This window comes from Shinella sumterensis (genome assembly GCF_004514425.2).
Lineage (GTDB): Bacteria > Pseudomonadota > Alphaproteobacteria > Rhizobiales > Rhizobiaceae > Shinella > Shinella sumterensis.
Map to the genome: position 1 here is coordinate 432786 of NZ_MYFN02000002.1, position 25869 is coordinate 458654.

Here is a 25869-nt window from a genome sequence, read left to right on the forward strand (position 1 = left end):
ATGAACCCCGCCATCGTCTACGCCGTCCTCGTGGTCGCCATCGTTTTCGAGGTGCTCGGCACCTCCGCCATGCAGGCCGCGCAGCATTTCACCCGCCTCGTTCCCACCATGGCGATGGTCGTCTGCTACGCCATCGCCTTCTTCTTCCTGTCCTGGAGCCTGCGCTATGTGCCCGTGGGTATCGCCTACGCAATCTGGAGCGGTCTCGGCATCGTTCTGATCTCGCTCGTCGGCTATTTTTTCTTCGGCCAGAAGCTCGATCCGGCGGCCCTTGTCGGCCTCGGTTTGATCATTGCCGGCGTTCTTGTGCTGAACCTTTTCTCCAAGTCGACATTCCACTGAAGGATACCGGAATCCGCAGGGCATCCCGCTTGCAAAGAATCGGGACTGGTTCTAACGATTCGGGAAAATTGAAAGCGGTTTCAATTTTGGCTTCAGAGGAACGACACATGGCGATACGCACCATTGTATGGGGTGAAAACATCCACGAGCAGACGAACGAGATCGTACGCTCGATCTATCCCGACGGCATGCACAACACGATCGCCGACGCGCTCAACAGGGATGCCGCCATTGAAGCCACGACGGCCACGCTTCAGGAGCCGGAACACGGCCTCAGCGAACAGCGCCTTGCCGAGACGGATGTGCTTCTGTGGTGGGGCCACAAGGACCACGGTGCCGTCGATGATGCGGTGGTGGAGCGTGTGGCCAGGCGCGTCTGGGAGGGCATGGGGCTGCTCGTCCTTCACTCCGGCCATTTTTCGAAGATCTTCAAGCGGCTGATGGGCACGCCCTGCGCGCTGAAATGGCGCGAGGCGGGCGAGCGCGAGCGCCTGTGGGTGATCAATCCGCGTCACCCTATCGCCGAGGGGCTGGGCGAAAACTTCGTCCTGGAAAACGAGGAGATGTATGGCGAGCAGTTTTCGGTGCCGGAACCGCTCGAAACGGTCTTCATCTCGTGGTTTGCCGGCGGGGAGGTCTTCCGCTCGGGCATGACCTGGCGGCGCGGCGCCGGCAACATCTTCTACTTCCGCCCCGGCCACGAGACCTATCCGACCTATCACGACGCCACCGTGCAGAAGGTGCTGGTCAACGGCGTCAAGTGGGCCTTCAATCCGCAAGGCACCTATGCGGCCATCCACGACGCGCCGAACGTGCCGGTCGAACAGGCGCTGGAGCCGATCGAGGAACGCGGGCCCAAACTGCATGAAGCCGGCGAAGCCGGATATCGTTGAGGTTTCCATGCGTCTTCTCATTCTCGGAACCGGCGGCATGGCAAAGGCCCATGCCCAGCATTTCGCCGCAATCCCAGGCGTCACCCTCGTCGGTGCCGTCGATGTGGATCCCTCGCGGGCAAAAGCGTTTGCCGATATGCACGACATTCCCAATGTCTTTACTTCGCTGGACGATGCCATCGCATGGAACGGCTTCGATGCCGCAACCAATGTGACGCCGGACCGGGCGCACCACCCGACCACCCTGGCGCTGCTGGCCGCCGGAAAGCATGTCATGTGCGAAAAGCCGCTGGCCGAGACCTACGCCAAGGCCGACGAGATGGCGCGCATCGCCGAGGCATCGGGTCTGGTCACCATGGTCAACCTCACCTACCGCAACGTCGCGCCGCTCCAGGTCGCGCGGACGATGGTTCTGGCCGGCGAGATCGGCCATGTCCGCCATGTCGAGGCCTCCTATCTCCAGAGCTGGCTGGTCTCGAAGGCCTGGGGCAACTGGGCCACGGAGAGCCAGTGGCTCTGGCGCCTTTCCACGCGCCACGGTTCCAACGGCGTTCTCGGCGATGTCGGAATCCACATTCTCGACTTCGCGAGCTACGGTGCTGCGAGCGATGTGGAGCATGTGTTTGCCCGGATGAAGGCTTTCGACAAGGCGCCGGACAATCGCATCGGCGAATATGATCTCGATGCCAATGACAGCTTCACCATGACCGTCGACTTCGCGAACGGTGCGCTCGGCGTCATCCATGCCAGCCGCTGGGCGACGGGCCACCTCAACGAGTTGCGCCTGCGCATGCATGGCGACAGGGGCGCGCTCGAGGTGGTGCACTCGACGGAAGGATCAAGGCTGCGCGGCTGCCTGGGCGAGGATGTCGAGAAGGCCATCTGGCGCGATATAGATGCGGGCACCGTCCTCACCAACTACCAGCGCTTCGCCGCCGCGGTTGAAGCGCGCACCGCTATCGAGCCGGGCTTCCGCCACGCCGCGGACCTCCAGAAAGTGCTCGATCTTGCCATGGAAACCGAGAGGGAGCGGCGCGAACTCGCGGTGTGATCTCAGGCCGGGGCAGGGCGCGTGGAGTCGCGCACGATAAGCTCGACCGGCCAGACCTCCTGCAACGCCTCCGGTGGTTCACCTTGCAGCAGCCGCAGCGCCATGTCGCCGATACGCTCGCCGGCCGCACGCATCGGCGATTGCGTGGTCGTGACGGCCGGCACGAGGTTATCGGGGCTGAGATAGGGAAAGACGTCGTCATGGGCGACGATCGCGATATCGGTTCCGGGCGAGAGCCCCGCGATGCGTATGGCCCGCATGGCACCGAGCGCCGACATCATGGAGCCCGCAATGACCGCGGTCGGCGGGGCGGATAGGGCGAGAAAGCCCTGCGTGAGGCGGAAGCCGGTTTCGTCGGTGAACTCGCCACGGCTCATCAGCGCGGTGTCGGGCGTCAGGCCATGCTCCTCCAGCGCCGTGCGATAGCCGTCCTCGCGGTCGCGGGCGTAGGTGCTTGCTGTATCGCCGTTGATGAGGGCGATGCGGCGATGGCCAAGCCCGGCAAGATACCGCGTCGCCTCTGCGATAGCCCCGAAATTGTCTATGTCGAGAAAGGCAAAGGGCTTTTCCGCCTCGCTTCTCCCGTGCACGACGAAGGGAAGACCGAGCGCCTGGAGCAGCGCGATGCGCTCGTCTTTGCAGGCCGGCGTATGGAGGATCACCGCGTCGACCCGCTTGCTGGCGGCAAGCCGGCGGTAGGCCGCCATTTCCTCCTCTTCCGTCTCGACGGTCGAGACGAGGATATCGATGCCGTCCCGTTGCAGGCGCGTCGACAGCCCGCCCATGAGTTCGCTTGAATGCGGGCCGAAGCGTCCGCCCCCCTGGAACACGATGCCGATGGCGCCGGCCCGGCCCGTCGCAAGGCGTTGCGCGCTGATGTTCGGCCGGTAGCCCAGCTTCTCGGCGGCCTCCAGCACCCGCGCGCGCGTTTCGGGCCGCACTTCCGGATAGCCGCTCATCGCCCGGCTTATCGTCGTCGCTGACAGTCCGATACGGCTGGCGAATTCCTTGAGGTTCATGCGGATCTCGGTTGCTTGGGTGAGGGGTCTTTATGGACGCTGCGGCGGCGCGCGACAAGCATGCAACCCGATCCGACGGCGTGCCTTTCCAGGTTGTGGAACGCGCTTGATCTTTGTTAAAAACAAGTTAAAATCTCAGTATTAGCGAGAAAGTTGCATTCCAAGGTGTCTCGCCTTCGGATGAATTGATTTAGACGGCAGGCCGGGGGCGCGGCGTGCCGGGCGGTTTTCGTGTGCGCCGAAAAGCACGCTGCGCTACATCCGGGGGACAGGCATGCAGGCTGACGCAGGACAGCCGGCGGCGTCGGGTACGCTTGCGCGGTCGGACAGTACGGGGGCGTGGGGCGCCTGGTTGGGGGGGCGGCAACGGACCGGCGGGAGGGCTGACTGTCCCGCCGGTCCTGTCGTTTACATACACAGCGAGACGGGGCGCCGGCCGGCCTATCTGCACGTGCTGGAACGGCTTTTCGGTGCGCGTCGCGGGCGTGTGCGCGATCTCTTCCTGTCGCGGGCGGCGGTGATTTTCCTCGCGGTCGAGGAGACATTCTTTCTCTATGTCCTGGTCGCCCTTGTTCGCGCCCTGGCCGGCCGGCGGACCGTTGGGCTGTTGTTGCGGCCCATGCCGATTGTCGTTTCCCCGCGCCTGCGCTGCCGCTTTCGGCGCATGGTGCTGCGCGCGATGAAGCGCTGTCGAACGGTGCGCACGCTCACGATCGTGCCGTTCAATGTCTTTCCGGCCTTCTCGACGATCGCAGACGACTGGATATACGACTTCCAGCTCTGGGATGTGACGGAAGAGGAGCGTGAGGCGGTGGAGCAGCTGCGTCGGGAACGCCGGCCGGGAAACCGCTTCGTGATGACGGCGCTCGGCACACAAAGCCGGGGCAAGGGTTTCGATCTCTTTTCAGACGCCTTCGCGCGCTTTTCCGTCCTGCGGAAGCGCTTCACCTTTCTGGCCTGTGGCAAAGTCTCGCCTGATATCGCCGAATACGCTCTGGTGCTGGAAGAGGCCGGCGGTGTCGCGGTGAATCGTGCGCTGTCGCATGCCGAACTGCTGGGCGCCTACGCGGCGAGCGATGCGATCTGGTGCTTCTATCCGCGCGCCGGCGATCATGCCAGCGGCATCCTGGGACGGGCCGTGCAGCTCGGCATACCCGTGGTGGTGCGGCAGGGCTCGCTTGCCCACCGTCTGTGCACGGTGGAAAACCTTCTGCACATCGCCGTCGCGCCGGAACAGATCATCGAACGCCTGACCGGTCCCCTGCCACCGCAAAACATTGCCTGGGGTCGTTACGCGGCCCGACGGTTCGCCCAAAGAAGCGAGGCGACGCTCAGAGAAGCATTCGGCATGGCACCGGAGCCGGCGGCAAAAACTGCCGATGCCAGCCAAGGAGCGTCTCCGGCAATATCTCCGTCACGAGATCCGACGACCACCACCGCCGCGTTTCAAGAGCCGCCCTGACAGGCAGGCGCTTGATCACGGTGGGCATGGCCTTGTCCATCCTTACAGCTCATCAGCCTCGTGGCGCTGCTGGCGACTGGTATTTATGTGTAGACAGTGTGAACGCGATGTAGACGAGCTGCAACGATGATGCATGGCCTCGCGCAATGCCACGAGGGTGGCTGCCGAAGTCGTGGCTGGCTGGCGGTTGCGTGCAATACGGAAAACCCCGCCGAAGCGGGGTTAACATTGAAGTCCTGCGAGGAATTTAGAACTTTACGCCCAAGCCGAATTTGACGACGCTTTGGTCGAAGTCGACGTTGATGATGCCAGGACCGACGTCGATGTCCTTATCGCCGAAGTTGTTGTAGCGATACTCACCACGGACAAAGACGTTGTCGGTAACCGCATATTCGACGCCTGCGCCGATGGTCCAGCCGCTGAAAGTCTTCGAGAATTCCTGGCCCGACGGAATGTCCTTGACGAATCCGCGTGTTGCGGTCCAGCCGCCAGCGCCATAAACGAGCGCGCGGTCAATCGCGAAACCGACCCGGCCCCGCACCGACCCGGCCCACTCCGTGCCGGACTCGCCGTTGTTGAATTCCTTGTCATTCCAGTTGTACGATACATCACCCTCGACGCCGGTCACGAAGCCGTTTGAGAACTGCCAGTTGTAGCCAACAAAGCCCCCAAGCGTCGCGCCATTGAAATCTTCGCTGATGGTCGTTCCGAGAGCGGAGAAATCGCCGTTGAGCCAGCCATGACCGATATCGGCACCAACATAGGCGCCGGACCATTGGAACGGCGTTGCATAGTCAGCTTCGGGAGAGGTCATCGGACTCGCCATGTCCGCCGCGTAGGCGCTCATCGTCATCAGAGACATGGCAACTGCCGAAAGTACTGCTTTGCGCATTCGTTGATTCCCCCTTGGCCGGCTTGCGTTTCGATGCTTCTAACCCCGATAACGCCGATTTGCTGTAGCCGGCACGCAACAGTTGTTATTCTCGTTGGATCCGGTTGGCTATCTACGATGCTGGCGTCTCGGGATGCGCTACCGGCAATTGACCTGAGCCCCTGAACTTCCTCCAGATTTTGGTAGAGTCCGTCGTATCAAGAAGACGGACGGAATGAGGCGTGCACGGTTTACGGACGAGCAGATTATCGGAATGCTGAAGGAGCAGGAGAGCGGCCAGAGAACGGCTGATGTCTGCCGCAAGCACGGAATATCCGAGGCGACCTTCTATAAATACAAGGCCAAGTATGGCGGCATGGAGGTATCCGATGCCCGCAAGCTGAAGGCTTTGGAAGATGAGAATGCCAAGCTGAAGAAGCTGCTCGCCGAGGCGATGTGTCAATCGGCGCGGAATGTTGACCCCTTATCGGCGTCCAATATTCACCCCCCTGTAGGCGATCAGCGCTTGGCCTGCCCGGCGCGGGCCGGGGTTGCAGAGGGTAGGCCAAGTGCGGGTGATGGGTATCTTCGGCTTTAGCTTTGAGAACGGTTCTTGAAGCGCCAGGACAATGTAGAACTGATAAATCAATGATTTCAAATAGTTCAGTGGCGCACCCGACAGGATTCGAACCTGTGACCTTTGGAATCGGAATCCAACACTCTATCCAGCTGAGCTACGGGTGCATCCAGGGCGATGAATCGCCTGTCCGATGAAGGGTTCTTAGCCCAGGTGGGGACGGGCTTCAATCGGGAAATTGGAGAAAAGGTGAACTGATGGCTGGCTGTGGCGGCGAGGCGGAAGCCGCCGGGGGCGGCTTCCGTTGTCGGGTGGATCAGGTGGTCTGCATGGCGCCGGGGCCGGGGATGGCCTTTTCGGGCACCTTGCCGAGGATGATCATGCCGAGCACCTCGTCCTTGGTGACGTCCTCGGTGCGGGCGTGTCCCACGACCTGGCCGTTCTTCATCACCGAGACGCGGTCGGCGAGGTCGAAGACGTCGTGGATGTCGTGGCTGATCAGGAAGATGCCGATACCCTCCTTCTTCAGCTGCTTGATGAGTTCGCCGACCTGCGCGGTCTCCTGTGGGCCAAGCGCTGCCGTCGGCTCGTCCATGATGAGGATGCGGGCGTTGAACAGGATGGCGCGGGCGATCGCCACCGACTGGCGCTGGCCGCCGGAAAGCGCCTTTACCGGCTCCTTGAAGCGCTGGAAGTTCGGGTTGAGCCTTCCCATCACCTCGCGCGTCTTGGCCTCCATCGCCACATCGTCGAGCGTGCCCCAGGGGGTGCGCAGCTCGCGGCCGAGATAGAGGTTGGCGGCGGCGTCAACATTGTCGGCGACGGCGAGCGTCTGGTAGATTGTCTCGATGCCGTATTTCTTGGCGTCGCGCGGGTTGTTGATGTCGGCGGGTTCGCCGTTGATCAGGATGTCGCCGCTGTCGCGCTTGTAGGCGCCGGAGAGGATCTTGATCAGCGTCGACTTGCCCGCGCCGTTGTGGCCGAGCAGCGCCACGACCTCGCCGGGATAAAGGTCGACGGAGGCGTTGTCGACGGCGTGGATGCCGCCGAAGGAAATGGAGATGTTCCTCATCTCCACGAGGGGCGTACGAGTGTCCGTCATTGGTGCGGCTCCTTACTTGGCGCGGGCGCGGTAGACCGTGTCGAGCCAGACGGCGACGACGAGGACCATACCGACCACGATGCGCTGGAACGGGGTATCGATGCCAACCAGCACCATGCCCGATTGCAGCGATTGCATGACGAGGGCGCCGAGCATGGCGCCGGCGATTGTGCCCATGCCGCCGGCAAGCGACGTGCCGCCGATCACGGCAGCCGCGATCGTGTAGAGCTCGTCGAGCTCGCCCTGCGCGTTGGTCGCGGCATTCAGGCGGGCGGTGGAGATGGCGGCGGCGATGGCGCAGAGCATGCCCATCAGCGCAAAGATCTTGACCGTCACCCAGCGTGTCTTGATGCCGGCGAGCTCGGCCGCTTCCGGGTTGCCGCCGAGCGCGAAGACGTAGCGGCCGAAGCGCAGGCGCGTGGCGATGAAGGTCATGACGATGCCGACGATGATGGCGATCAGCACGGGAATGGCGATGCCGTGCGGAATGAAGAGCCCGCCGTCAGGCCAGGCGATGCCGTTGGCATCGGCATATTTGCGGGCGATGGCGACCGGCCAGGGATAGCTGTTGACGACGGCGATGGCGCCGAGCACCAGCGCGCAACCGACGGCGGTGAGGAAATATTCCGCCCACATCGGCCGCTGCGGGAAGCCGAAGCGCTGGCGCTGCTTGCGCGAATTGATGATGGTGGCGACGATCGCGATGCAGGCCAGCGCGCCGACGATCCAGCTTGCCGTGGCGCCGATCGAGCCTTCGGTGCCGCCGCCCATCAGGCGGAACGTGGCATCCATGGGCGCGACCGTGCGGCCGCTGGTGACGAACCAGGTGGCGCCGCGCCAGACGAGAAGGCCGCCGAGCGTGACGATGAAGGAGGGGACGTTGAGGAAGGCGATGATCGCGCCGTGCAGCGCACCGATGGCCGCGCCGAGCAACAGGCCCGCGAGAAGGGCGAGGATCCAGGTTGCCGGGTGGTTGAAGCCCAGCACCTGCGGCAGGATTTCGGCCTGTAGCACGCCCATGATCATGCCGACGAAGCCGAGGATGGAGCCGACCGAGAGATCGATGTTGCGCGTGACGATGACCAGCACCATGCCGGTCGCCATGACGGCGACGGACGCGGTCTGAACGGAGAGGTTCCACAGGTTGCGCGGTGTCAGGAACAGGCCGCCCGACAGGATGTTGAAGCCGATCCAGATGATCAGCAGGGCACCGACCATGCCGAGCAGGCGCGTGTCGATTTCGGTGGCGCGAAAGAAGCGCTTCACCGGGTTCTCGCTTGCCGATCGCGCGCGATTGGCGGCGGTAGTGGTGATGTCGGCCATGGCTTTGCCGTTCCCCTCATGTCTGTTGAACGTATCCGTCCGGGCGGTTTTTCAAGGATCGATTGCCGTCTCGTCCCGCGCCCGCTGCCGATCTCGCACAGGCGCCGCAACGTGTGGGTCGCGGCGCCTGGTCAATGGTCAGCTTGTTGCCCGGATGCGGGCGGTCAGTTGCAGGCCGCGACGGAGCCGGCTGCAACGCCCTGGCAGGCTGCTTCCTTGGAGATCCAGCCCGCGTCGATGACGACGTTCAGGTTGTCCTTGGTGATGGGCAGCGGTGCGAGGAAGACAGACTTCATCTCGACGCCCTTCGGGCCGCCGTTGAAGGTGGTGACGCCTTCGATTTCGTCCATGGTCTTGCCGCCGGCGAGCTGGGCTGCGATTTCCGCGGCGCGCTTGCCGAGTTCACGCGAGTCCTTCCAGACGGAGACCGTCTGCGTGCCGAGCGCGACGCGGTTGAGCGCGGCGTGGTCGGCATCCTGGCCGGAAACCGGAACGGAACCGGCAAGGCCCTGGGCTGCGAGTGCGGCAATCGCACCGCCGGCCGTGCCGTCGTTGGAGGCGACGACCGCGTCGACCTTGTTGTCGTTCGCCGTCAGGAACTGCTCCATGTTCTTCTGGGCATTTTCCGGCTTCCAGCCATCGGTGTAGGCTTCGCCGACATTCTTGATCTTGCCGGCATCGATCGCTTCCTTCAGCACTTCCTGCTGACCGGCGAAGAGGAAGTCGGCGTTCGGATCGGCCGAGTTGCCCTTGATGAAGACGTAGTTGCCTTCCGGCTTCACCTTGAACACTTCGCGGGCCTGCATGCGGCCGACTTCCTTGTTGTCGAAGGTGATGTAGAAGGCCGAGGGGTTCTCGATCAGGCGGTCGTAACCGACGACCGGGATGCCTTCTGCCGCGGCCTTCTCGATGGCCGGGCCGATGGCGTCGCTGTCCTGGGCAAGCACGATGATGGCGTTGGCGCCCTGGGCGATCAGCGACTCGACGTCGGTCAGCTGCTTGGCTGCCGACGACTGGGCGTCAGCGGAAATGTACTTGTCGCCGGTCGCCTCGAGAGCGGCCTTGATGGCGGCTTCGTCGGTTTTCCAGCGCTCTTCCTGGAAGTTGGACCAGGAAACGCCGACCACGAGGTCCTTGGCGTGAACAGCGGAATGCATGGAAACGATGATGGCAGCCCCTGCCATCAGCTTCAAAACGGACTTCATAATATCCTCCCAAGTGAACGCCGGCCGCCGGGCGAACCTCCCGCCCCATCAACGACCGGTCACGAAAATACTGCCTCGATGCCCCTCCCGACAATGCCGGGACTTTTTTCTCGACAGTCGAGAAAATAAATGTCAGAAGTTTTCCAAGCTGTCAACCAGGGCGTGAAGGCCTTGAACGACAGCGTGACAGATGCTTTGGGAGGAGCATGTGTTGCCGCCTGAAAGAGCGAATGGAATCGGAAAATGCTGACAAAATCGAGCACGGAGCTTGTGCGTCAGCAAAACAGCGCGCTCGTTCTGGCATCGCTTCGCCGGCATGGCCCGCTCGCCCACACCGACATTTCCCAGCATACCGGCCTGGCATCCGCCACCGTCTCCGCCATCACCGCGGATCTGGAGAGGGCGGAGGTTCTGGAGCGCCGCGAACAGCAGGCGGCGGCCTCGCGCGGACGTCCCCGCGTCATCTTCGGGCAGCGACGCGAAGCCGGCTATCTCATCGCCGTGCGCATCTCGTCCGATATGGTGCAATATTCGTTGGCCGACTATGGCGGCACGCTGCTCGACCGTTTCGAGGAGCCGCGCAATCATGCGGATGTCTCGACCGGGCCGTTCGCGGCCTCCTTTGTGGCGGCGCTTGAAAGGCTGGTGGAGCGGTCGCAGATCCGGCGCGACGATGTGCTCGTCGTCTCCATCAGCAGCAAGGGGCTTGTCGATCCGGCATCGGCGCGGCTGGTCTGGTCGCCGGTCTTCGGGGCGCAGCAGGTCGATTTCGCCGCTCTGCTCCAGCCGGCCTGGCGGGCGAAGATCCTGCTCAGCAACGAAACGCTGCTGGTGGCCCATGCCATGGCCTCGCGCATGGAAAAGGCGCGCGTGAACGATCTGCATGCCGTGGCGGCCCTGTCGCTCGGGCACAGTATCGGACTTGGCATCGCCCGTTTCGATCACATGGGCGAACTGAGCGTCACGGCGCCGAATTTCGGCCATATGCTCAATTCGGCGGATGGCAAGCTCTGCCGGTGCGGCGCGCAGGGCTGCATCGAGGCCTCCGCGGGCTTTTACGGCATCCTGCGCACCGCGTTCGAAGTGCCGCCGGATACCATCCCGGCCAAGTTCGTGCCGCTCGCGGAAATGGACAAGATCGCGCTCAGGGCCCGCCAGGGCCACCGCATGTCCGAATACGCTTTCCGCCAGGCGGGCCTTGCGCTGGGGCAGGGGCTGTCGCGCATGGTGAGCCTCTACGAGACCATGCCGATCGCCATCACCGGGCCTGGCACGCGTTTCTTCGATCTCATGCAGCGCGGCGTGGAGGAGGGGCTTGCGCAATCGCAGCAGGTCCGCCTTTTCGGCGCGCCGCCGATCTCCATCGTGCCGGAGGAGGCAACGCTGGCGCTGGAAGGGCATCTCGCCCGCGCGCTTGCGGAGATGGATCACGACATCATCGCGGCCAAGGCCGCGGAATGACGCCCGACAAAAAAGGCCGGACGACGAAGCGCCCGGCCAGTTGCTTGGGAGGAGACGGCCGTCAGGCGACGGCGATCTGCCGTTTCTCTTCCACGGATTTCACGGCGGCATCGGCGAGCAGCAGGGCCGCAAGGCCATCGGCGCCGGACGGCGTGATCGTGGCGCCCTTCTCGATTGCAGCAATGAAGCTCGCGATCTCGTTGGCATAGGCTTCCGTGTAGCGGGTCATGAAGAAGTCGTGCAGCGGCGGGCGCGTATAGCCGTCGCCATTGGCGATCTCGATGGAGACCGGGCGCTGGTTTTCGGCCGAGACGACGCCCTTGGAGCCGTGCACCTCGATGCGCTGGTCGTAGCCGTAGGTGGCGCGGCGCGAGTTGGAGATGATGGCCTGCCTGCCGGACTTCGTCTGGAGGATGACGGAGACGCTGTCATAGTCGCCGGCCTTGCCGATTTCCGGATCGACCAGCACGGCGGCAGTTGCCGAAACCGTTGCCACCTCTTCGCCGAGCAGGAAGCGCGCCATGTCGAAGTCATGGATCGTCATGTCGCGGAAGATGCCGCCCGACCGCTTGATATAGTCCACCGGCGGGGCGCCCGGGTCGCGCGAGGTGATCGTCACCATCTCGACGTCGCCGATGCGGCCGTCGTCGATAGCCTTGCGCACGGCCATGAAATGCGGATCGAAGCGGCGGTTGAAGCCGACCATCAGCTTGCCCTTGGTCTCCTCGACCACCTTCATGCAAGCCCTGACGCGCTCGACCGAGAGATCGATCGGCTTTTCGCAGAAGATGGCCTTGCCGGCGCGCGAGAAGCGCTCGATCAGATCGGCATGGGTGTCCGTCGGCGTGCAGATCACGACGGCATCGATGTCGCTTGCTGCCTCGATGGCCTCGATCGTGCGCACGTCGCAGCCATATTGCTGGGCGATGGCCTCGGCCGCCGCCGGGAAGGCATCGGCGACCGCGACCAGCCTGGCGTCCGGATTGCCGGTCACGGCCTTGGCATGGACCTTGCCGATACGGCCGGCGCCGAGAAGACCAAATCTTACAGTCATGTTGTCCTCATGTGAGTGAGTAGCGAGTAGGAATAGCGAATAGTTTTTGAAAAGGCATAGCTATTCGCTACTCCCTATTCGCTCTTTTAAATCACGTCTTACGCTTCTTCTGTCTGTAGACGTCGACGACCACGGCGGCCACGATGATCACGCCCTTGACGATTTCCTGATAGTAGGCGTCGACGCGCAGGAAGGTAAAGCCCGAGGTCATGACGCCGAGGATGACGGTGCCGATGACCGTGCCGGTGATGCGGCCGACGCCGCCGGCAAGCGAGGTGCCGCCGATCACGGTGGCCGCGATGGCGTCGAGTTCGTACATCACGCCCATGCCGGCCTGGGCCGTCTGGGCGCGCGCCGCCGTGACGACGCCGGCGAGGCCGGCCAGCGCGCCGGCGATGGCGTAAACCTTCACGAGATGCGATTCGACATTGATGCCGGAGACGCGCGCGGCCTGCACATTGGCGCCGATGGCATAGGTGAACTTGCCGTAGCGCGTGTAGCGCAGCGCGATGTGGAAGATCACGGCGACGACCAGGAAGATGACGACGGGCCAGATGCCGGTGCCGATGAAGGTGAACTGTTCGGTAAGGCCGGAGACCGGCTGGCCCTTCGTGTACCACTTGGACATGCCGCGCGCCGACACCATCATGCCGAGCGTCGCGATGAAGGGCGGGATCTTGGTCCTGGCGATCAGCTGCCCGTTGATGATGCCGGCGAGCAGGCCGACGCCGATGCCGACGGCGAGCGGCACGATGACCGGCAGGTCGGTCAGTGAGGGATAGAGCGCGCGCGGCCAGGTGGAGGCCTGGGCGAGGGAGGCGCTGAACATCGCCGTCATGCCGACGACCGAGCCCGACGACAGATCGATGCCGCCGGTGATGATGACCTGCGTCACGCCCACCGCGATGATTCCGATGACCGCGACCTGGAGGATGATGATCGTCAGGCGCTGGGTGTTCATCAGGAAGCTCTGGCCGACGAAGATCCAGCCGAGGACTTCATAGACCAGCGCGATGCCGATGAGGACGAGAAAGATGTTGAGTTCCGGCGGGAGCCGGCGGGCAGATTTCTGCGCTGCGGCCTGTGCCTGCGCTGCGGAATTCGTGCTCATGATTACCTCCCTGGTGGCCGTTGGGCCTGAATTTACTGGGCTGCCAGTTCCATGACCTTGATCTGCGTCGCCTCGGCGCGGTCGAGGAAGCCGGTGACGCGGCCCTCATGCATGACCATGACGCGGTCGCTCATGCCGAGAACCTCGGGCATTTCCGACGAGATCATGATCACGGCCACGCCATCGCGCGCGAGCTCGGTCACGAAACGGTGGATTTCGGCCTTGGCGCCGACGTCGATGCCGCGCGTCGGCTCGTCGAGGATGAGAATGCGCGGATTGGTCAGAAGCCAGCGGCCGATCAGCACCTTCTGCTGGTTGCCGCCCGACAGGTTCTCGATACGCTCCGACAGGTTCGGCGTCTTGACGCGCAGCTTGCGGCTCATCTCCTCGCAGACTTTGGCCAGCTCTCCCTCGGAAACGAAGCCGCCCTTGACGAACCGGTCCTGGAGAACGGCGATCTGCATGTTCTCGAGGATGTCGAGGATCAGCAGGCAGCCGGTCTCCTTGCGGTCTTCGGTCAGGAACGCCATGCGGTGCCTGATCGCCGTGTTCGGGCTGTCGATGTCGACTTCTTTGCCATGGATCGAGATCGTGCCCGACGTGGCCGGCACCACACCGAAGATCGCCTCGGCGACATTCGAGCGGCCCGAACCCACGAGGCCGGCGATACCGAGGATTTCGCCTGCGCGCACATCGAAGGACACGTCGTGGAAAACACCCTTGAGGCTCAAGTCCTTCACCGACAGGACGACATCGCCGATCGGCACGTCTTCCTTGGGGAACATCTGCGTGATCTCGCGGCCCACCATCATGCGGATGATGTCGTCGCGGGTCACGTCGCTGGAGGCGTGCGTGCCGATATACTTGCCGTCGCGGAACACCGAGAACTCGTCGGCGATCTCGAACAGCTCGTTCATCTTGTGGGTGATGTAGACGATGCCGATGCCCTGCGAACGCAGGTCGCGGATGATCGTGAAGAGGTGGGCCACCTCGCGCTCGGTTAGCGCGGAGGTCGGCTCGTCCATGATGAGGACATCGCTTTCATAGGAGACGGCCTTGGCTATCTCCACCATCTGGCGGTTGGCGACGGAGAGGTCGCGCACCTGCGTTTCCGGGTCCATGGTAATGTTGAGACGCTTGAACAGCGCGGCCGTCTTGCGGTTCATCTCGCCGTGGTCGACGAAGCCGAAGCGGTTCTTCGGCTCGCGGCGGATCCAGATGTTTTCCGCGACCGTCATGAAGGGCATCAGGTTCAGCTCCTGATGGATCATGGCGATGCCGTTTTCCAAGGCGTCGAGCGGTGATTGCAGGCGGATCTTCTGGCCCTTCAGCAGCACCTCGCCCTGGTCGGGCGTGTAGATGCCGGCAAGGATCTTCATCAGCGTGGACTTGCCCGCGCCGTTTTCGCCCATCAGCGCATGCACCGAGCCACGCTTGAGCTTGAATTCCACGTCGTCAAGCGCGACGACACCCGGAAATTCCTTGCGGATGCCCTCTGCGGACAGCAGGTATTCGGCATTCGGAATGGCGCCGCTTGCGCGAACCGCGGCCATGGTGGTCGGACTGACCATCGTCCTCTCCCTCCCGGATCGACCTGAAACCGGAGGACCGCGCGCGAAGGCGCGGCCCTCCTTGTCATGGGCTTTCGATGCCCTGTTCGATCAGTTCTTCTGCTGGTAGTCGGCGATGTTGGCGGGGGTCACGAGCTGGAAGGGGATGTAGACCTTCGCCTCGACCTTCTCGCCCTTGGCAAGCTTGATCGCCGCGTCGAGCGCGCCCTTGCCCTGGCCGGCCGCGTCCTGGAAGACGGTGACGTCGAGATCGCCGGCTGCCATTGCGGCGAGCGCGTCCTGGGTGGCGTCGACGCCTGCGATGACGACGCTGTCCATCGAGCGGCCGGCGGCCTTGAGCGCCTGGACCGCGCCGATCGCCATCTCGTCGTTGTTGGCGATCACGGCGTCGAATTCGACGCCGGCAGCCAGCCAGTTGGTGACGAGGTCCTGGCCCTGCGTGCGCTGCCAGTTGGCGGTCTGCTCCTCGACGATCTCGATGCCCTTGCATGCGTCGGTGGCGAGAACGTCATGGACGGCCTTGGTGCGCATGCGCGCGCCCTGGTTGGAAAGCTCGCCCATCATCACGACGGCCTTGCCCTTGCCGTTGAGCAGGCGGCAGACTTCCTGCGTTTCCAGCGTGCCGGCGACGGTTTCTTCCGAAGCGACGAACGCCTGCTTTTCGGGCAGCTGGTCGACATTGACCGGCTCGCGGTTGACGTAGACGAGCGGAATGCCCGCATCGGCCGCGGCCTTCGACATGGCGGCGGTCGCATCGGTGTCGACCGCGGTCACGATGATGGCGTCGACGCCGGAGGCGATGAAGTTCTGGATCTGGCTCTGCTGCTTGGCGACGTCGTTCTGTGCGTCCTCGATCTGCAGCTGCACGCCGTCCATCGTCTTGGCGTAATCGGACATGCCGTTGCGCAGAACGGTCAGGAAGTTGTCGTCGAACTGCGCCATCGTCACGCCGATCGTCTCGGCATGGGCGGCGGTGGACATCATGACGGCAAGCGCCGAGCCAAGGATGAATTTTTTCATGTCGTATCCTCCTCAAGGTGGTGTCCGGCGCACCACAGACATATCCGGATGGTCGGCCCTTGCGGGCCCATGACCTTTGCTCCTCCCGGGATGCAAGGATCAAAACAGAATAAACAAACCGCAAATTTCAAACTTCGGAATGTTTATTCCATTTTGTGCGCATGGCGTCAAGTCTGTTCCATTGCAGTCCGGGTTCGACACGAGGGGCAGGGATAAGCAGCGGCGGGACGTGTGGTCCGCTTCGTGCGCTCAGACGGTTTCGCGAAGGAAAGCCATGCTCCGGGCGATGGCGGCCTTCGGGTCGGACAGGTCATGGACGGCGGAGGCGAAGGGTTCGAAGGACAGCGGTCCAGCATAGCCGGCGGCAACCAGCGCCTTGATCTGCTCGATATTGCCCAGCCTGTCGCCGGGGCCGACCAGCACCCGGTGGCCGTCACGCATATCGCCGATGGAAATGCCGCTGTCCTCGACGCCCGAGATGTGGACGAGGCCCGTTAGGTCCGCAAAGAGCGCGGGCTCACCGGCAAGGTGATGATGGAACGTGTCGTGCACGAGGCGGAACGTGCCGGCACCGCCAATGGATCGGATCGCTTCTGCCGCTTCGCGCTTCGAGCGAAGCGAGCAGGTTTCGAAACCGAGCGGTTCGACGAGCCCGATGATGCCGGCCTCATCCAGCAGCGGTTTGAGCGCTGTCAGGGCCGCGCGCAGACGGGTCTGTCGTTCGCCGTCGGCTTGTCCGGTGCCGTCGTTCGTCGGCACGAGCACCAGCGCCCGGGCGCCGCAGGCTGCGGCGTAGTCGATGAGGGCGCGCGCTTCGGCCTCACGGTCGGGCGACCATTCGTTGAAGCGTTGCAGGGCGTTGATGGAGACGATGGTGAGGCCGTGACGCCGCGCCGCTGCCTTCACGTCGGCGGGCGTCGTGCCGTCGAGAATGGCGTTGCCTGGCAGGTCGTTGCGGATTTCGATCGCCGCGATCCCGAGGTCGGCCGCCAGGGCGAAAAAGCTTTCGAGCGGCAGGGTTGGAGCGGCCATGTGGTTGAGGGCAAAGGTCAGCTGCGGCATGAATGGTTTTCCTCCGGTCCGTGGCACCGCCGAGCGGCGGTCTCGCATGCACGCACGATGATCGGCAGTTCAGGAGGGCGCGTCAAAGTCGATTGTTGCGATGCTGCCTCTGGGGCGCAGGCGAACGCAAAGCCGGTTTCCTAATGCTGGAAAACCGCCTATGTAGGCGCGAGAGGCCCGAGGAGACGTTCATGAAAATCATCGACACCGACCACCCGTTCTACCGTCCGCTGTGGCGGCGGCTGCTGCTGGTCGCGGTGTGCGCCGCATGGACGGCCGTGGAATTCTACAACAACGAGCAGACCTGGGGCACGATTTTCCTCGTCGTGACCGCCTATGTTTTCGCCAACCTGATCCTCTTCTTCAAGCCGTCCGCCGCCGCCGAAAAATCGGCGGAAGAGACTGGCGAAACAAAGGGCTAGCGCGATAGGCCGAGGCTCTTTTCCACGTTGATCCGCCGGATCGTTTCGTCGATCAGCATGTTGGCGATCTTCATGCGCAGGGTGGCGTTGGCGCGCATGTCCGGCGGGGCCTGGTCGGGATGGTTCTCGCGTGCGAAGCGCCGGCGCAGCCCGACGAGATCATCGACGTTTTCCGTTCCATCCAGCGCCAGATCGTCGGCCACCTCCTCGGGCGTGGTGCGCAACAGATGCGGCGGTGGCGCCGGGGGCGGGGGAGACGGTGCGGGCTCGACGGGCTCCGGCGGAGTCGTCTCCTCGTAGAGATCGAGATAGGCGGCCGCCGCCTGCGAGCCGGAAACGAAGGCGTCGTTGCCGCCGGGACCGGTAAAGCCGCTGGTCAGGCCGCGGATCGTCGGAACCGGCGTAATCGGCTCGGCGTCGTCTTCCGGCTCGGCCTGAAGCGCCTCGGCCTTCAGCCTTTCCAGTACCGATTCGAAAACCGTCATGCCGAGCATCGTGTGTCCTTGCTCATTCCGGCGAGAGCGTCTGGCTGCGCTGCCAGATCAGATCGTAGAGCAGTTTGGCGCTGGGTGGCAGCGCCCGCCCTTTGACCGAGATAAGGCTGTAAGGCTTGATGTCAATCTCGAAATCCGTGTTGAGAATGCGGATTTCGCCGGCCTGCGCGCCGACATCGGCGATGAAGGTCGCCATGTCGCGCGCGACGGGGGCAATCGCGTTCGAGCCGTGCACGATGGCGGTCGTGAGCAGGATCGACGAGGTGTTGACGACGGTGGACGGCAACGGCACGCCGGCGGCGATGAACAGCTCCTCGATGCGCCGGCGCAAAAGCGTGCCGGCGGACTGGAAGACCCAGTCGTAATGCGGCAGGTCGGTCAACTGGACGACCGGCTTTTCCGTCAGCGGATGCCCCTTGCGCACGATGAGGCAGGCCTTCTCGATGCCGATCTCGGTGACGTCGAACAGACGCGGATTGAGGTCGTCGGGCACACGGGCGATGATGAAATCCTGTTTCGCGTCAAGCAATTCGCGGGCGAGAACGTTGCTCGTTTCAACGCGCACATTCACTTCGATGCCGGGATAGGCGGCGCTGACCTGCTTGATGGCGGGCACGGCCAGGCTGATGGCCGGCGCCGTCACCGAGCCCAGAAAGACCGAGCCGCCGGTGCCGGATTTCAGCGCCGAAAGCTCGCGGTCGACCTCGCGCAGTTCCAGCAGGATGGCGCGGGCGCGCCGCGCGAGCGCCCGGCCAGCGGCGGTGAGCGTGACGCCCCGCGCCGCGCGTTCACAAAGCTGTGCCTTGAGAATGGTCTCCATGTCCGTCAGCATGCGGGAGGCGGCAGGTTGCGAGATGTTGAGAACGTCGGCGGCGGCGCTGACCTGCTTGTGCTCCTCGATGGCGAGGATCATGCGCAGGTGGTTGAGCTTGAGGCCGCTGCGCAGCAGGCCGACATTCTGCAGGGCATCGGCGCCCTCGTCGATGAAGCCTGGATCGTCTCTTGTGTCATCGGAACGCATTGCGATCGCTTTTCCTAAAAATAATATATATCGGCTTTTATATATCAATTTTGATATCTCTTTAGAAGCTTATTGCATTTGACAGTTATGGCAATTCCGTGGATTTTTTGCGGAATGTGCGCTGGGCTCTGGGGAGGGGAACGGCTGGACGAAGTATCCGCCAGTCTGGACCGCCGTCTGAATGCGGCCTATCGCGCACAGAACAATGCCTGGCTGGAAGTTCGGGCCAGTGCGCAAAAGGGAGAGACCTTTCAATGAAAATGATCACTTCGCTGCTCGCCGCCGCTGCCATGAGCGTCGCGTCGTTCGTGGCGCCGTCCTTTGCCCAGGATAAGGGCATGGTCGGCATCTCCATGCCCACCAAGACGTCCACCCGCTGGATTTCCGACGGCGAGACGATGGAAAAGCTGTTCAAGGAAGCCGGCTATACCCCGGACCTGCAGTTTGCTGACGACGATATCCCGAACCAGCTGGCCCAGATCGAGAACATGGTCACCAAGGGTGCCAAGGTTCTGGTCATCGGCGCCATCGACGGCACGACGCTGTCCGACATTCTCCAGAAGGCTGCCGATGCCGGCGTAAAGGTCATCGCCTATGACCGCCTCATCCGCGACTCGGGCAATGTCAGCTACTACGCCACCTTCGACAACTTCCAGGTCGGCGTGCTCCAGGCCACCAGCCTCGTCGACGGCCTCAAGGCGAAGTTCCCGGACACCAAGCCGTGGAACGTCGAGCTCTTCGGTGGTTCGCCTGATGACAACAACGCCTTCTTCTTCTATGACGGCGCGATGTCGGTTCTCCAGCCGCTGATCGACAAGGGTGACATCGTCATCAAGTCCGGCCAGACTGGCATGGAAACCGTCGGCACGCTGCGTTGGGATGGCGCGGTCGCTCAGGCCCGCATGGAAAACCTGCTGTCCTCGACCTATACCGATGGCCGCGTCGATGGCGTTCTGTCGCCCTATGACGGCCTTTCCATCGGCATCATCTCGGCCCTGAAGGGCGTCGGCTACGGCTCGGGCGACCAGCCGATGGCCATCGTCACCGGTCAGGACGCCGAACTGCCGTCCGTCAAGTCGATCCTCGCCGACGAACAGTATTCGACGGTCTTCAAGGACACGCGCGAACTCGCCAAGGTCACCGTCGGCATGGTCAACGCGATCATGGAAGGCAAGGAGCCGGAAGTGAACGACACCAAGACCTACGACAATGGCGTCAAGGTCGTTCCGTCCTACCTGCTGAAGCCGGTTGCCGTGGACAAGTCCAATGCCGAGAAGATCCTCGTCACGGACTCGCACTACTACACGGAAGACCAGATCAAGAACTGATCGTTCTTTTGTTCCCGGGGGTTCGCGCGTCGCGTGCGGACCCTCTTTTCTCCGGATCGCAGAGCGAATAGGCTCGGTTCCCCCGCCGCCCGGTGGGGATGACCGCTGGAAACTTTATATGAGCAAGACCCTTCTCGAAATGCGTGGCATCACGAAGACGTTCCCGGGCGTGAAAGCGCTCGACAACGTCAACCTGAAGGTCCGCGAAGGCGAGATCCACGCCCTTGTCGGCGAAAACGGCGCCGGCAAATCCACCCTGATGAAAGTGTTGAGCGGGGTCTATCCGGCCGGCTCCTACGAGGGTGAAATCCATTTCGACGGCGAAGTCCGCCGTTTCTCCACGATCTCCGACAGCGAGCATCTGGGCATCATCATCATTCACCAGGAGCTGGCGCTCGTGCCGCTGCTCTCGATTGCCGAAAACATCTTCCTCGGCAACGAGGTCGCGACCAACGGCATCATCGACTGGAAGAAGGCGTTCCGCCGCACACAGGAACTGCTGGACAAGGTCGGCCTCAAGGAATCGCCCGGCACGCTGATCACCGATATCGGCGTGGGCAAGCAGCAGCTCGTCGAGATCGCCAAGGCGCTCTCCAAGAAGGTGCGCCTGCTCATTCTCGACGAGCCGACGGCCTCGCTCAACGAGAAGGACTCCGATGCGCTCCTGAAGCTGCTCGTGGAGTTCCGCGCCCAGGGCATGACCTCGATCATCATTTCGCACAAGCTGAACGAGATCAAGAAGGTCGCCGACCAGATCACCATCCTGCGCGACGGTGGCACGGTCGAGACTCTCGACTGTCATAACGAGGACATCTCCGAGGACCGCATCATCAAGGGCATGGTCGGCCGCGAGATGGAAGACCGCTACCCGCCGCGCGAGCCCAAGGTCGGCGAGACGCTGCTGGAGGTGAAGAACTGGAACGTCTTCCACCAGCATCACCGCGACCGGCAATTCCTGCACGATGTGAACTTCACCGTGCGCGCCGGCGAAGTCGTCGGCATTGCCGGCCTCATGGGGGCAGGGCGGACGGAAACGGCGATGAGCCTGTTCGGCCGCAGCTGGGGCCACAAGATCACCGGTGAAGTCACCATGCGCGGCAAGCCGGTCGATGTCAGCACGATCCCCAAGGCCATCGACGCCGGCCTCGCCTATGTGACTGAGGACCGCAAGCATCTCGGCCTCGTGCTGATCGACAACATCATGCACAACACGACGCTCGCCAATCTCGGCGGTGTGTCCAAGGGCACTGTCATCGACAACCACGAGGAAGCGAAGGTCGCCTCCGGCTATCGCCAGAAGCTGCGCATCCGCTCGCATTCGATCTATCAGGAAACGGTCAATCTTTCGGGCGGCAACCAGCAGAAGGTGGTTCTGTCGAAATGGCTGTTCACCAATCCCGAGGTGCTGATCCTCGATGAACCCACGCGCGGCATCGATGTCGGCGCCAAGTTCGAAATCTATACCATCATCAACCAGCTTGCCGCCGAGGGCAAGGGCATCCTGATGATCTCGTCGGAGATGCCGGAACTGCTCGGGACCTGCGATCGCATCTATGTCATGAACGAAGGACGCATCGTGGCCGAGCTTTCCAAGGCGGAAGCAAGCCAGGAATCCATCATGCGCGCCATCATGCGCTCCGGGGAGAAACACTAATGGCCACCGATACAGCGACAAAGACGACCCAGCCTTCGGTGGGGGATTATCTCAGGAAGAACATCCGCGAGTATGGCCTGCTGGTCGCGCTCGTCGTCATCATGATCTTCTTCCAGGTCATCACCAACGGCGTTCTCTTCCGTCCGGTCAACATCACCAACCTCGTCCTGCAGAACTCGTTCATCGTCATCATGGCGCTGGGCATGCTGCTGATCATCGTGGCGGGGCATATCGACCTGTCGGTCGGCTCCATCGTCGCCTTCATCGGCGCGATCTCGGCGATCATGCTGGTGAAATGGGGGCTTCCGGCCATCGTCGTGGTGCCGCTCTGCATCCTGGTCGGCGCCGTCATGGGGGCCGCACAGGGCTACTGGGTCGCCTACCAGAAGATCCCGTCCTTCATCGTGACGCTCGCCGGCATGCTGGTCTTCCGCGGCATGACCTATGTCGTGCTCGGCGGTCGCCCGGTCGGTCCGTTCCCGAAGGACTTCCAGATCCTCTCGACGGGTTTCGTGCCGGATTTCCTGTCCTTTACCGATCCCGCGACGAGCCTGATCAAGAACTACTTCGCGCTTGTCATGGTCGTGCTGCTCGTGGCCTACGCCATCTATGCCGGCCTGCGCGAGCGTCGCCTCAATGCGCTGCATGAGACCGAAAACGAGCCCTTCGCTTTCTTCGCCGTGCAGATGCTCATCATCGGCGCCGTGGCGATCTTCCTTGGCTTCCAGCTCGCGACCTATCGCGGCCTGCCGAACGTTCTCGTCGTCATGGGCGTGCTGATCGCCTTCTACACCTTCGTGACCACGCGCACGACGATCGGCCGTCGCGTCTATGCGATGGGCGGCAACGAGAAGGCGGCGAAGCTTTCGGGCATCAACACCGAGCGGCTGACCTTCTACACCTTCGTCAATATGGGCGCGCTTGCAGCCCTTGCCGGCATGATCATCGCGGCCCGCCTGAATTCGGCCACGCCCAAGGCCGGCGTCGGCTTCGAGCTCGACGTCATCGCGGCCTGCTTCATCGGCGGCGCCTCGGCGTCGGGCGGCGTGGGCAAGATCACGGGCGCGGTCATCGGCGCGTTCATCATGGGCGTCATGAACAACGGCATGTCGATCATGGGCATCGGCATCGACTACCAGCAGCTCATCAAGGGCCTGGTGCTGCTCGCCGCCGTGTTCTTCGACGTCTACAACAAGAACAAGGGCTGACCGGGGAACCGGCCAGGCCACACGGGTTGCAAGCATGTTTGACCGGCCGCGCCTGCGGCCAGTGCGGCGGCGTGTGTCCGCCGCAGGTGCGAAGCCTTGGCTGATGCCGGCTTGAGGAAGGAAACGGAAATGCTGATTTCGCAGGTATCCAACGCTGACGGTTCGATCACTGTCGTGGCGCGTGAAGAGGGCGGCAAGGGCCGCGCGGTCAAGGGTGCTGAAAGCGTCTATGCGCTCGCCATGGAAGCCGCCAATGCGGGCACGTCCCTGAAGGCCGTCATCGACGGCAAGGGCCTCGGCGACGAAGTCGATCTCGAAGCCGCCTATGCCGCGGGCCGCCTGCTGCCGCCGATCACCCATCCGGACGCCGCGCATCTGCATCTCACGGGCACGGGCCTCACCCATCTCGGTTCGGCCGCCACGCGCGATTCCATGCACAAAAAGACGTCGGAAGCCGCCGAGGAAACGCTGACGGATTCGATGAAGATGTTCCGCATGGGGCTTGAGAACGGCAAGCCGAAGCCCGGCGAGAAGGGCGTCCAGCCGGAATGGTTCTACAAGGGCAACGGCACGCAGGCCGTCGCGCCCGGTGCCGCGCTCACTTCGCCGTCCTTCGCGCTCGATGGCGGCGAAGAACCAGAAATGGCCGGCATCTACGTCATCGCTGCCGATGGCTCGCCGTTCCGCATCGGCTTTGCCGTGTCGAACGAATTCTCCGATCATGTGACGGAGCGCATCAACTATCTCTATCTCGCGCATTCGAAGCTGCGTCAGGCGAGCTTCGGCCCGGAAATCCGCGTCGGCGCCGCGCCCGATGACATCAGGGGTTTCTCGCGCATCGTCCGCGACGGCAAGGTCCTGTGGGAAAAGCCCTTCGTTTCCGGTGAGGCGAACATGTCCCACACCTTCGCCAATCTCGAATACCACCACTTCAAATACGGCCTGTTCCGCGCGCCGGGCGATATCCATGTCCATATGTTCGGCACGGCGACGCTATCCTTCGGCGATGGCATCCGCACGCAGGAAGGCGATGTGTTCGAGATCGGCGCTGACGGGTTCGGCCTGCCGCTGCGCAATCCGCTTGACATCGCCAAGGAAGAAGAGATCGAAATCCGCCAGCTCTGAGGCTGCGGACTGGAGGCTGAGACCATGACGATCCACCAGAACCTGATTGCCGGCGAATGGGTCGGCGCGGACGGGGTCGAGAACATCAACCCGTCGAATACCGGCGACGTCGTCGGCACCTATGCCCGAGCCTCCGCCGAGGACACCAAGTCGGCCATCGCGGCGGCCAAGGCGGCGTTTCCGGCCTGGTCGCGCTCGGGCATTCTCGAGCGCCACGCCATCCTGCGCAAGGCCGCCGACGAGATCCTTGCCCGAAAGGAGGAGCTTGGCCGTCTCCTGTCGCGCGAGGAGGGCAAGACGCTGGCGGAAGGTATCGGTGAAACGGTGCGCGCCGGCCAGATCTTCGATTTCTTCGCCGGTGAATGTCTGCGCCTTGCCGGCGAGGTGCTGCCGTCGGTGCGTCCGAATATCGGTGTCGAGATCACCCGCGAGCCTGTCGGTGTCGTCGGCATCATCACGCCCTGGAATTTCCCCATTGCCATTCCCGCCTGGAAGATCGCGCCCGCGCTCTGCTATGGCAACACTGTCGTCTTCAAGCCGGCCGAACTGGTGCCGGGCTGCTCCTGGGCCATCGTCGATATCCTGGTGCGCGCCGGGCTGCCGAAGGGCGTCTTGAACCTTGTCATGGGCAAGGGCTCGGTTGTCGGCCAGACCATGCTCGACAGCCCGGACGTCAACGCCATCACCTTCACCGGGTCTACGGGCACCGGCAAGCGCGTGGCCGTCGCCTCCGTCGAGCATAACCGCAAGTACCAGCTCGAAATGGGCGGCAAGAACCCCTTCGTCGTGCTCGATGATGCTGACCTCGACGTGGCTGTCGAAGCCGCCGTCAACTCGGCCTTCTTCTCGACCGGCCAGCGCTGCACGGCGTCCTCGCGCGTCATCGTGACGGAAGGCATCCATGACCGCTTCGTCGCGGCCGTGGGCGAGCGGCTGAAGAGCGTCGTCGTGGACGATGCGCTCAAGGCCGGCACGCATATCGGCCCGGTCGTGGACGAAACGCAGCTCAAGCAGGACACCGACTATATCGAGATCGGCCAAAAGGAAGGCGCAAAGCTTGCCTTCGGCGGCGAGCTCCTGAAGCGCGACACGCCCGGTTTCTACCTGGCGCCGGCGCTCTTCACCGAGGCGACGAACGAGATGCGCATCTCGCGCGAAGAGATCTTCGGCCCGGTTGCCGCCGTCATCCGCGTCAAGGATTACGAGGAGGCGCTGGCGATTGCCAACGACACGCCGTTCGGCCTCTCTTCGGGCATCGCGACGACCAGCCTCAAGCACGCCACGCATTTCAAGCGCAATGCCGAGGCCGGCATGGTGATGGTCAACCTGCCGACGGCGGGCGTCGATTTCCATGTGCCGTTCGGCGGCCGCAAGGGATCGTCCTTCGGCTCGCGCGAGCAGGGCAAATACGCCAACGAATTCTACACAACCGTCAAGACCGCCTACACCCTGGCGTGAGACAAAGGCCGTTCGGGCTTCCGGGCGGTCCCTTC

The 25869-nt window shown here is 63.2% G+C and carries 23 protein-coding genes, 1 tRNA gene and 1 pseudogene; 12 read left to right on the top strand and 13 right to left on the bottom strand.

What is annotated here, in order from left to right; translation table 11 throughout:
- The 3 genes from B5M41_RS05870 to B5M41_RS05880 all read left to right on the top strand — a co-directional run bounded on the left by B5M41_RS05870 (position 1) and on the right by B5M41_RS05880 (position 2286).
- Positions 1-342, top strand: a complete 342-nt coding sequence (locus B5M41_RS05870) for a DMT family transporter (RefSeq protein WP_134652405.1) — start codon at positions 1-3, stop codon at positions 340-342.
- A 107-nt stretch (positions 343-449) separates the two neighbouring features.
- Complete coding sequence (locus B5M41_RS05875) at positions 450-1235, top strand: ThuA domain-containing protein (protein WP_134652407.1); 786 nt, start codon at positions 450-452, stop codon at positions 1233-1235.
- Positions 1236-1242: 7 nt separating this feature from the next.
- Positions 1243-2286 carry a Gfo/Idh/MocA family protein gene (locus B5M41_RS05880; RefSeq protein ID WP_134652409.1) on the top strand — a complete coding sequence of 348 codons (1044 nt, stop codon included), beginning with the start codon at positions 1243-1245 and terminating at the stop codon, positions 2284-2286.
- 2 nt (positions 2287-2288) lie between these two features.
- On the opposite strand, the gene B5M41_RS05885 is transcribed toward B5M41_RS05880, so the two are convergent.
- Positions 2289-3305, bottom strand: a complete 1017-nt coding sequence (locus B5M41_RS05885) for a substrate-binding domain-containing protein (protein WP_134652411.1) — start codon at positions 3303-3305, stop codon at positions 2289-2291.
- Between the two features lie 664 nt (positions 3306-3969).
- Between B5M41_RS05885 and B5M41_RS05890 the strand changes: the two genes are divergently transcribed.
- Positions 3970-4767, top strand: a complete 798-nt coding sequence (locus B5M41_RS05890) for a glycosyltransferase family protein (RefSeq protein WP_134653362.1) — start codon at positions 3970-3972, stop codon at positions 4765-4767.
- Between the two features lie 247 nt (positions 4768-5014).
- Here the strand turns inward: B5M41_RS05890 and B5M41_RS05895 are convergent, their stop codons facing one another.
- Positions 5015-5659, bottom strand: coding sequence for an outer membrane protein (locus tag B5M41_RS05895; RefSeq protein ID WP_134653360.1), 645 nt, complete (start codon positions 5657-5659; stop codon positions 5015-5017).
- A gap of 214 nt (positions 5660-5873) precedes the next feature.
- Between B5M41_RS05895 and B5M41_RS05900 the strand changes: the two are divergent.
- Positions 5874-6096 (top strand): annotated as a pseudogene (locus tag B5M41_RS05900) (transposase); the annotation flags it as partial.
- 209 nt (positions 6097-6305) lie between these two features.
- Here the strand turns inward: B5M41_RS05900 and B5M41_RS05905 are convergent.
- The 4 genes from B5M41_RS05905 to xylF form a co-directional block, all read right to left on the bottom strand.
- Positions 6306-6382, bottom strand: a tRNA-Arg gene (locus B5M41_RS05905).
- Positions 6383-6531: 149 nt separating this feature from the next.
- Positions 6532-7317, bottom strand: a complete 786-nt coding sequence (locus B5M41_RS05910; RefSeq protein ID WP_134646800.1) for an ATP-binding cassette domain-containing protein — start codon at positions 7315-7317, stop codon at positions 6532-6534.
- 12 nt (positions 7318-7329) lie between these two features.
- Positions 7330-8640, bottom strand: coding sequence for a sugar ABC transporter permease (locus B5M41_RS05915; protein WP_134646803.1), 1311 nt, complete (start codon positions 8638-8640; stop codon positions 7330-7332).
- 164 nt (positions 8641-8804) lie between these two features.
- On the bottom strand, positions 8805-9845 hold the full coding sequence (gene xylF, locus B5M41_RS05920) for a D-xylose ABC transporter substrate-binding protein (protein ID WP_134646805.1): 1041 nt from the start codon (positions 9843-9845) through the stop codon (positions 8805-8807).
- 243 nt (positions 9846-10088) lie between these two features.
- On the opposite strand from xylF, the gene B5M41_RS05925 reads away from it, so the two are divergent.
- Positions 10089-11306: an ROK family transcriptional regulator gene (locus B5M41_RS05925; RefSeq protein WP_134646807.1), complete on the top strand. Its 1218-nt coding sequence runs from the start codon at positions 10089-10091 to the stop codon at positions 11304-11306.
- A gap of 61 nt (positions 11307-11367) precedes the next feature.
- On the opposite strand, the gene iolG is transcribed toward B5M41_RS05925, so the two are convergent.
- The 5 genes from iolG to B5M41_RS05950 form a co-directional block, all read right to left on the bottom strand.
- Positions 11368-12360, bottom strand: coding sequence for an inositol 2-dehydrogenase (gene iolG, locus B5M41_RS05930; RefSeq protein ID WP_134646809.1), 993 nt, complete (start codon positions 12358-12360; stop codon positions 11368-11370).
- Positions 12361-12451: 91 nt separating this feature from the next.
- Complete coding sequence (locus tag B5M41_RS05935; RefSeq protein ID WP_134646811.1) at positions 12452-13471, bottom strand: ABC transporter permease; 1020 nt, start codon at positions 13469-13471, stop codon at positions 12452-12454.
- A gap of 32 nt (positions 13472-13503) precedes the next feature.
- The gene (locus B5M41_RS05940) at positions 13504-15042 is read right to left on the bottom strand and encodes a sugar ABC transporter ATP-binding protein (protein ID WP_134646814.1); all 1539 of its coding nucleotides are present in this window, start codon (positions 15040-15042) and stop codon (positions 13504-13506) included.
- Positions 15043-15132: 90 nt separating this feature from the next.
- The gene (locus B5M41_RS05945; RefSeq protein ID WP_134646816.1) at positions 15133-16062 is read right to left on the bottom strand and encodes a sugar ABC transporter substrate-binding protein; all 930 of its coding nucleotides are present in this window, start codon (positions 16060-16062) and stop codon (positions 15133-15135) included.
- A 249-nt stretch (positions 16063-16311) separates the two neighbouring features.
- Entirely contained in the window at positions 16312-17124 is an 813-nt protein-coding gene (locus B5M41_RS05950; protein WP_134646818.1) for a TIM barrel protein, read from the bottom strand.
- Between the two features lie 191 nt (positions 17125-17315).
- Between B5M41_RS05950 and B5M41_RS05955 the strand changes: the two genes are divergently transcribed.
- Positions 17316-17546, top strand: a complete 231-nt coding sequence (locus B5M41_RS05955) for a hypothetical protein (protein WP_134646820.1) — start codon at positions 17316-17318, stop codon at positions 17544-17546.
- On the opposite strand, the gene B5M41_RS05960 is transcribed toward B5M41_RS05955, so the two are convergent.
- Positions 17543-18031 carry a hypothetical protein gene (locus B5M41_RS05960; RefSeq protein WP_134646822.1) on the bottom strand — a complete coding sequence of 163 codons (489 nt, stop codon included), beginning with the start codon at positions 18029-18031 and terminating at the stop codon, positions 17543-17545. The two genes, B5M41_RS05955 and B5M41_RS05960, sit on opposite strands and share 4 nt — an antisense overlap.
- Positions 18032-18053: 22 nt before the next feature.
- Positions 18054-19061 (bottom strand): LysR family transcriptional regulator, encoded by a 1008-nt coding sequence (locus B5M41_RS05965; protein ID WP_134646824.1) that lies wholly within the window; start codon positions 19059-19061, stop codon positions 18054-18056.
- Between the two features lie 254 nt (positions 19062-19315).
- Between B5M41_RS05965 and chvE the strand changes: the two genes are divergently transcribed.
- The 5 genes from chvE to B5M41_RS05990 all read left to right on the top strand — a co-directional run bounded on the left by chvE (position 19316) and on the right by B5M41_RS05990 (position 25834).
- On the top strand, positions 19316-20389 hold the full coding sequence (chvE, locus tag B5M41_RS05970) for a multiple monosaccharide ABC transporter substrate-binding protein (protein WP_134646826.1): 1074 nt from the start codon (positions 19316-19318) through the stop codon (positions 20387-20389).
- A 118-nt stretch (positions 20390-20507) separates the two neighbouring features.
- On the top strand, positions 20508-22043 hold the full coding sequence (gene mmsA / locus B5M41_RS05975) for a multiple monosaccharide ABC transporter ATP-binding protein (RefSeq protein ID WP_134646828.1): 1536 nt from the start codon (positions 20508-20510) through the stop codon (positions 22041-22043).
- A complete protein-coding gene (mmsB, locus tag B5M41_RS05980) occupies positions 22043-23251 on the top strand; it encodes a multiple monosaccharide ABC transporter permease (protein ID WP_134646830.1) in 1209 nt (402 codons plus the stop codon). Before mmsA ends, mmsB begins: the two co-directional genes overlap by 1 nt.
- A 129-nt stretch (positions 23252-23380) precedes the next feature.
- Positions 23381-24376 carry an AraD1 family protein gene (gene araD1 / locus B5M41_RS05985; RefSeq protein ID WP_134646832.1) on the top strand — a complete coding sequence of 332 codons (996 nt, stop codon included), beginning with the start codon at positions 23381-23383 and terminating at the stop codon, positions 24374-24376.
- A gap of 24 nt (positions 24377-24400) precedes the next feature.
- Positions 24401-25834 (top strand): aldehyde dehydrogenase family protein, encoded by a 1434-nt coding sequence (locus B5M41_RS05990; protein WP_134646834.1) that lies wholly within the window; start codon positions 24401-24403, stop codon positions 25832-25834.
- Positions 25835-25869: the final 35 nt, after the last annotated feature.

Coding starts and splice junctions, on each gene's coding strand:
- B5M41_RS05870 (WP_134652405.1), top strand. CDS start 1: ATGAACCCCGCCATCGTCTACGCCGTCCTCGTGGTCGCCATCGTTTTC.
- B5M41_RS05875 (WP_134652407.1), top strand. CDS start 450: ATGGCGATACGCACCATTGTATGGGGTGAAAACATCCACGAGCAGACG.
- B5M41_RS05880 (WP_134652409.1), top strand. CDS start 1,243: ATGCGTCTTCTCATTCTCGGAACCGGCGGCATGGCAAAGGCCCATGCC.
- B5M41_RS05885 (WP_134652411.1), bottom strand. CDS start 3,305: ATGAACCTCAAGGAATTCGCCAGCCGTATCGGACTGTCAGCGACGACG.
- B5M41_RS05890 (WP_134653362.1), top strand. CDS start 3,970: ATGGTGCTGCGCGCGATGAAGCGCTGTCGAACGGTGCGCACGCTCACG.
- B5M41_RS05895 (WP_134653360.1), bottom strand. CDS start 5,659: ATGCGCAAAGCAGTACTTTCGGCAGTTGCCATGTCTCTGATGACGATG.
- B5M41_RS05910 (WP_134646800.1), bottom strand. CDS start 7,317: ATGACGGACACTCGTACGCCCCTCGTGGAGATGAGGAACATCTCCATT.
- B5M41_RS05915 (WP_134646803.1), bottom strand. CDS start 8,640: ATGGCCGACATCACCACTACCGCCGCCAATCGCGCGCGATCGGCAAGC.
- xylF (WP_134646805.1), bottom strand. CDS start 9,845: ATGAAGTCCGTTTTGAAGCTGATGGCAGGGGCTGCCATCATCGTTTCC.
- B5M41_RS05925 (WP_134646807.1), top strand. CDS start 10,089: ATGCTGACAAAATCGAGCACGGAGCTTGTGCGTCAGCAAAACAGCGCG.
- iolG (WP_134646809.1), bottom strand. CDS start 12,360: ATGACTGTAAGATTTGGTCTTCTCGGCGCCGGCCGTATCGGCAAGGTC.
- B5M41_RS05935 (WP_134646811.1), bottom strand. CDS start 13,471: ATGAGCACGAATTCCGCAGCGCAGGCACAGGCCGCAGCGCAGAAATCT.
- B5M41_RS05940 (WP_134646814.1), bottom strand. CDS start 15,042: ATGGTCAGTCCGACCACCATGGCCGCGGTTCGCGCAAGCGGCGCCATT.
- B5M41_RS05945 (WP_134646816.1), bottom strand. CDS start 16,062: ATGAAAAAATTCATCCTTGGCTCGGCGCTTGCCGTCATGATGTCCACC.
- B5M41_RS05950 (WP_134646818.1), bottom strand. CDS start 17,124: ATGCCGCAGCTGACCTTTGCCCTCAACCACATGGCCGCTCCAACCCTG.
- B5M41_RS05955 (WP_134646820.1), top strand. CDS start 17,316: ATGAAAATCATCGACACCGACCACCCGTTCTACCGTCCGCTGTGGCGG.
- B5M41_RS05960 (WP_134646822.1), bottom strand. CDS start 18,031: ATGACGGTTTTCGAATCGGTACTGGAAAGGCTGAAGGCCGAGGCGCTT.
- B5M41_RS05965 (WP_134646824.1), bottom strand. CDS start 19,061: ATGCGTTCCGATGACACAAGAGACGATCCAGGCTTCATCGACGAGGGC.
- chvE (WP_134646826.1), top strand. CDS start 19,316: ATGAAAATGATCACTTCGCTGCTCGCCGCCGCTGCCATGAGCGTCGCG.
- mmsA (WP_134646828.1), top strand. CDS start 20,508: ATGAGCAAGACCCTTCTCGAAATGCGTGGCATCACGAAGACGTTCCCG.
- mmsB (WP_134646830.1), top strand. CDS start 22,043: ATGGCCACCGATACAGCGACAAAGACGACCCAGCCTTCGGTGGGGGAT.
- araD1 (WP_134646832.1), top strand. CDS start 23,381: ATGCTGATTTCGCAGGTATCCAACGCTGACGGTTCGATCACTGTCGTG.
- B5M41_RS05990 (WP_134646834.1), top strand. CDS start 24,401: ATGACGATCCACCAGAACCTGATTGCCGGCGAATGGGTCGGCGCGGAC.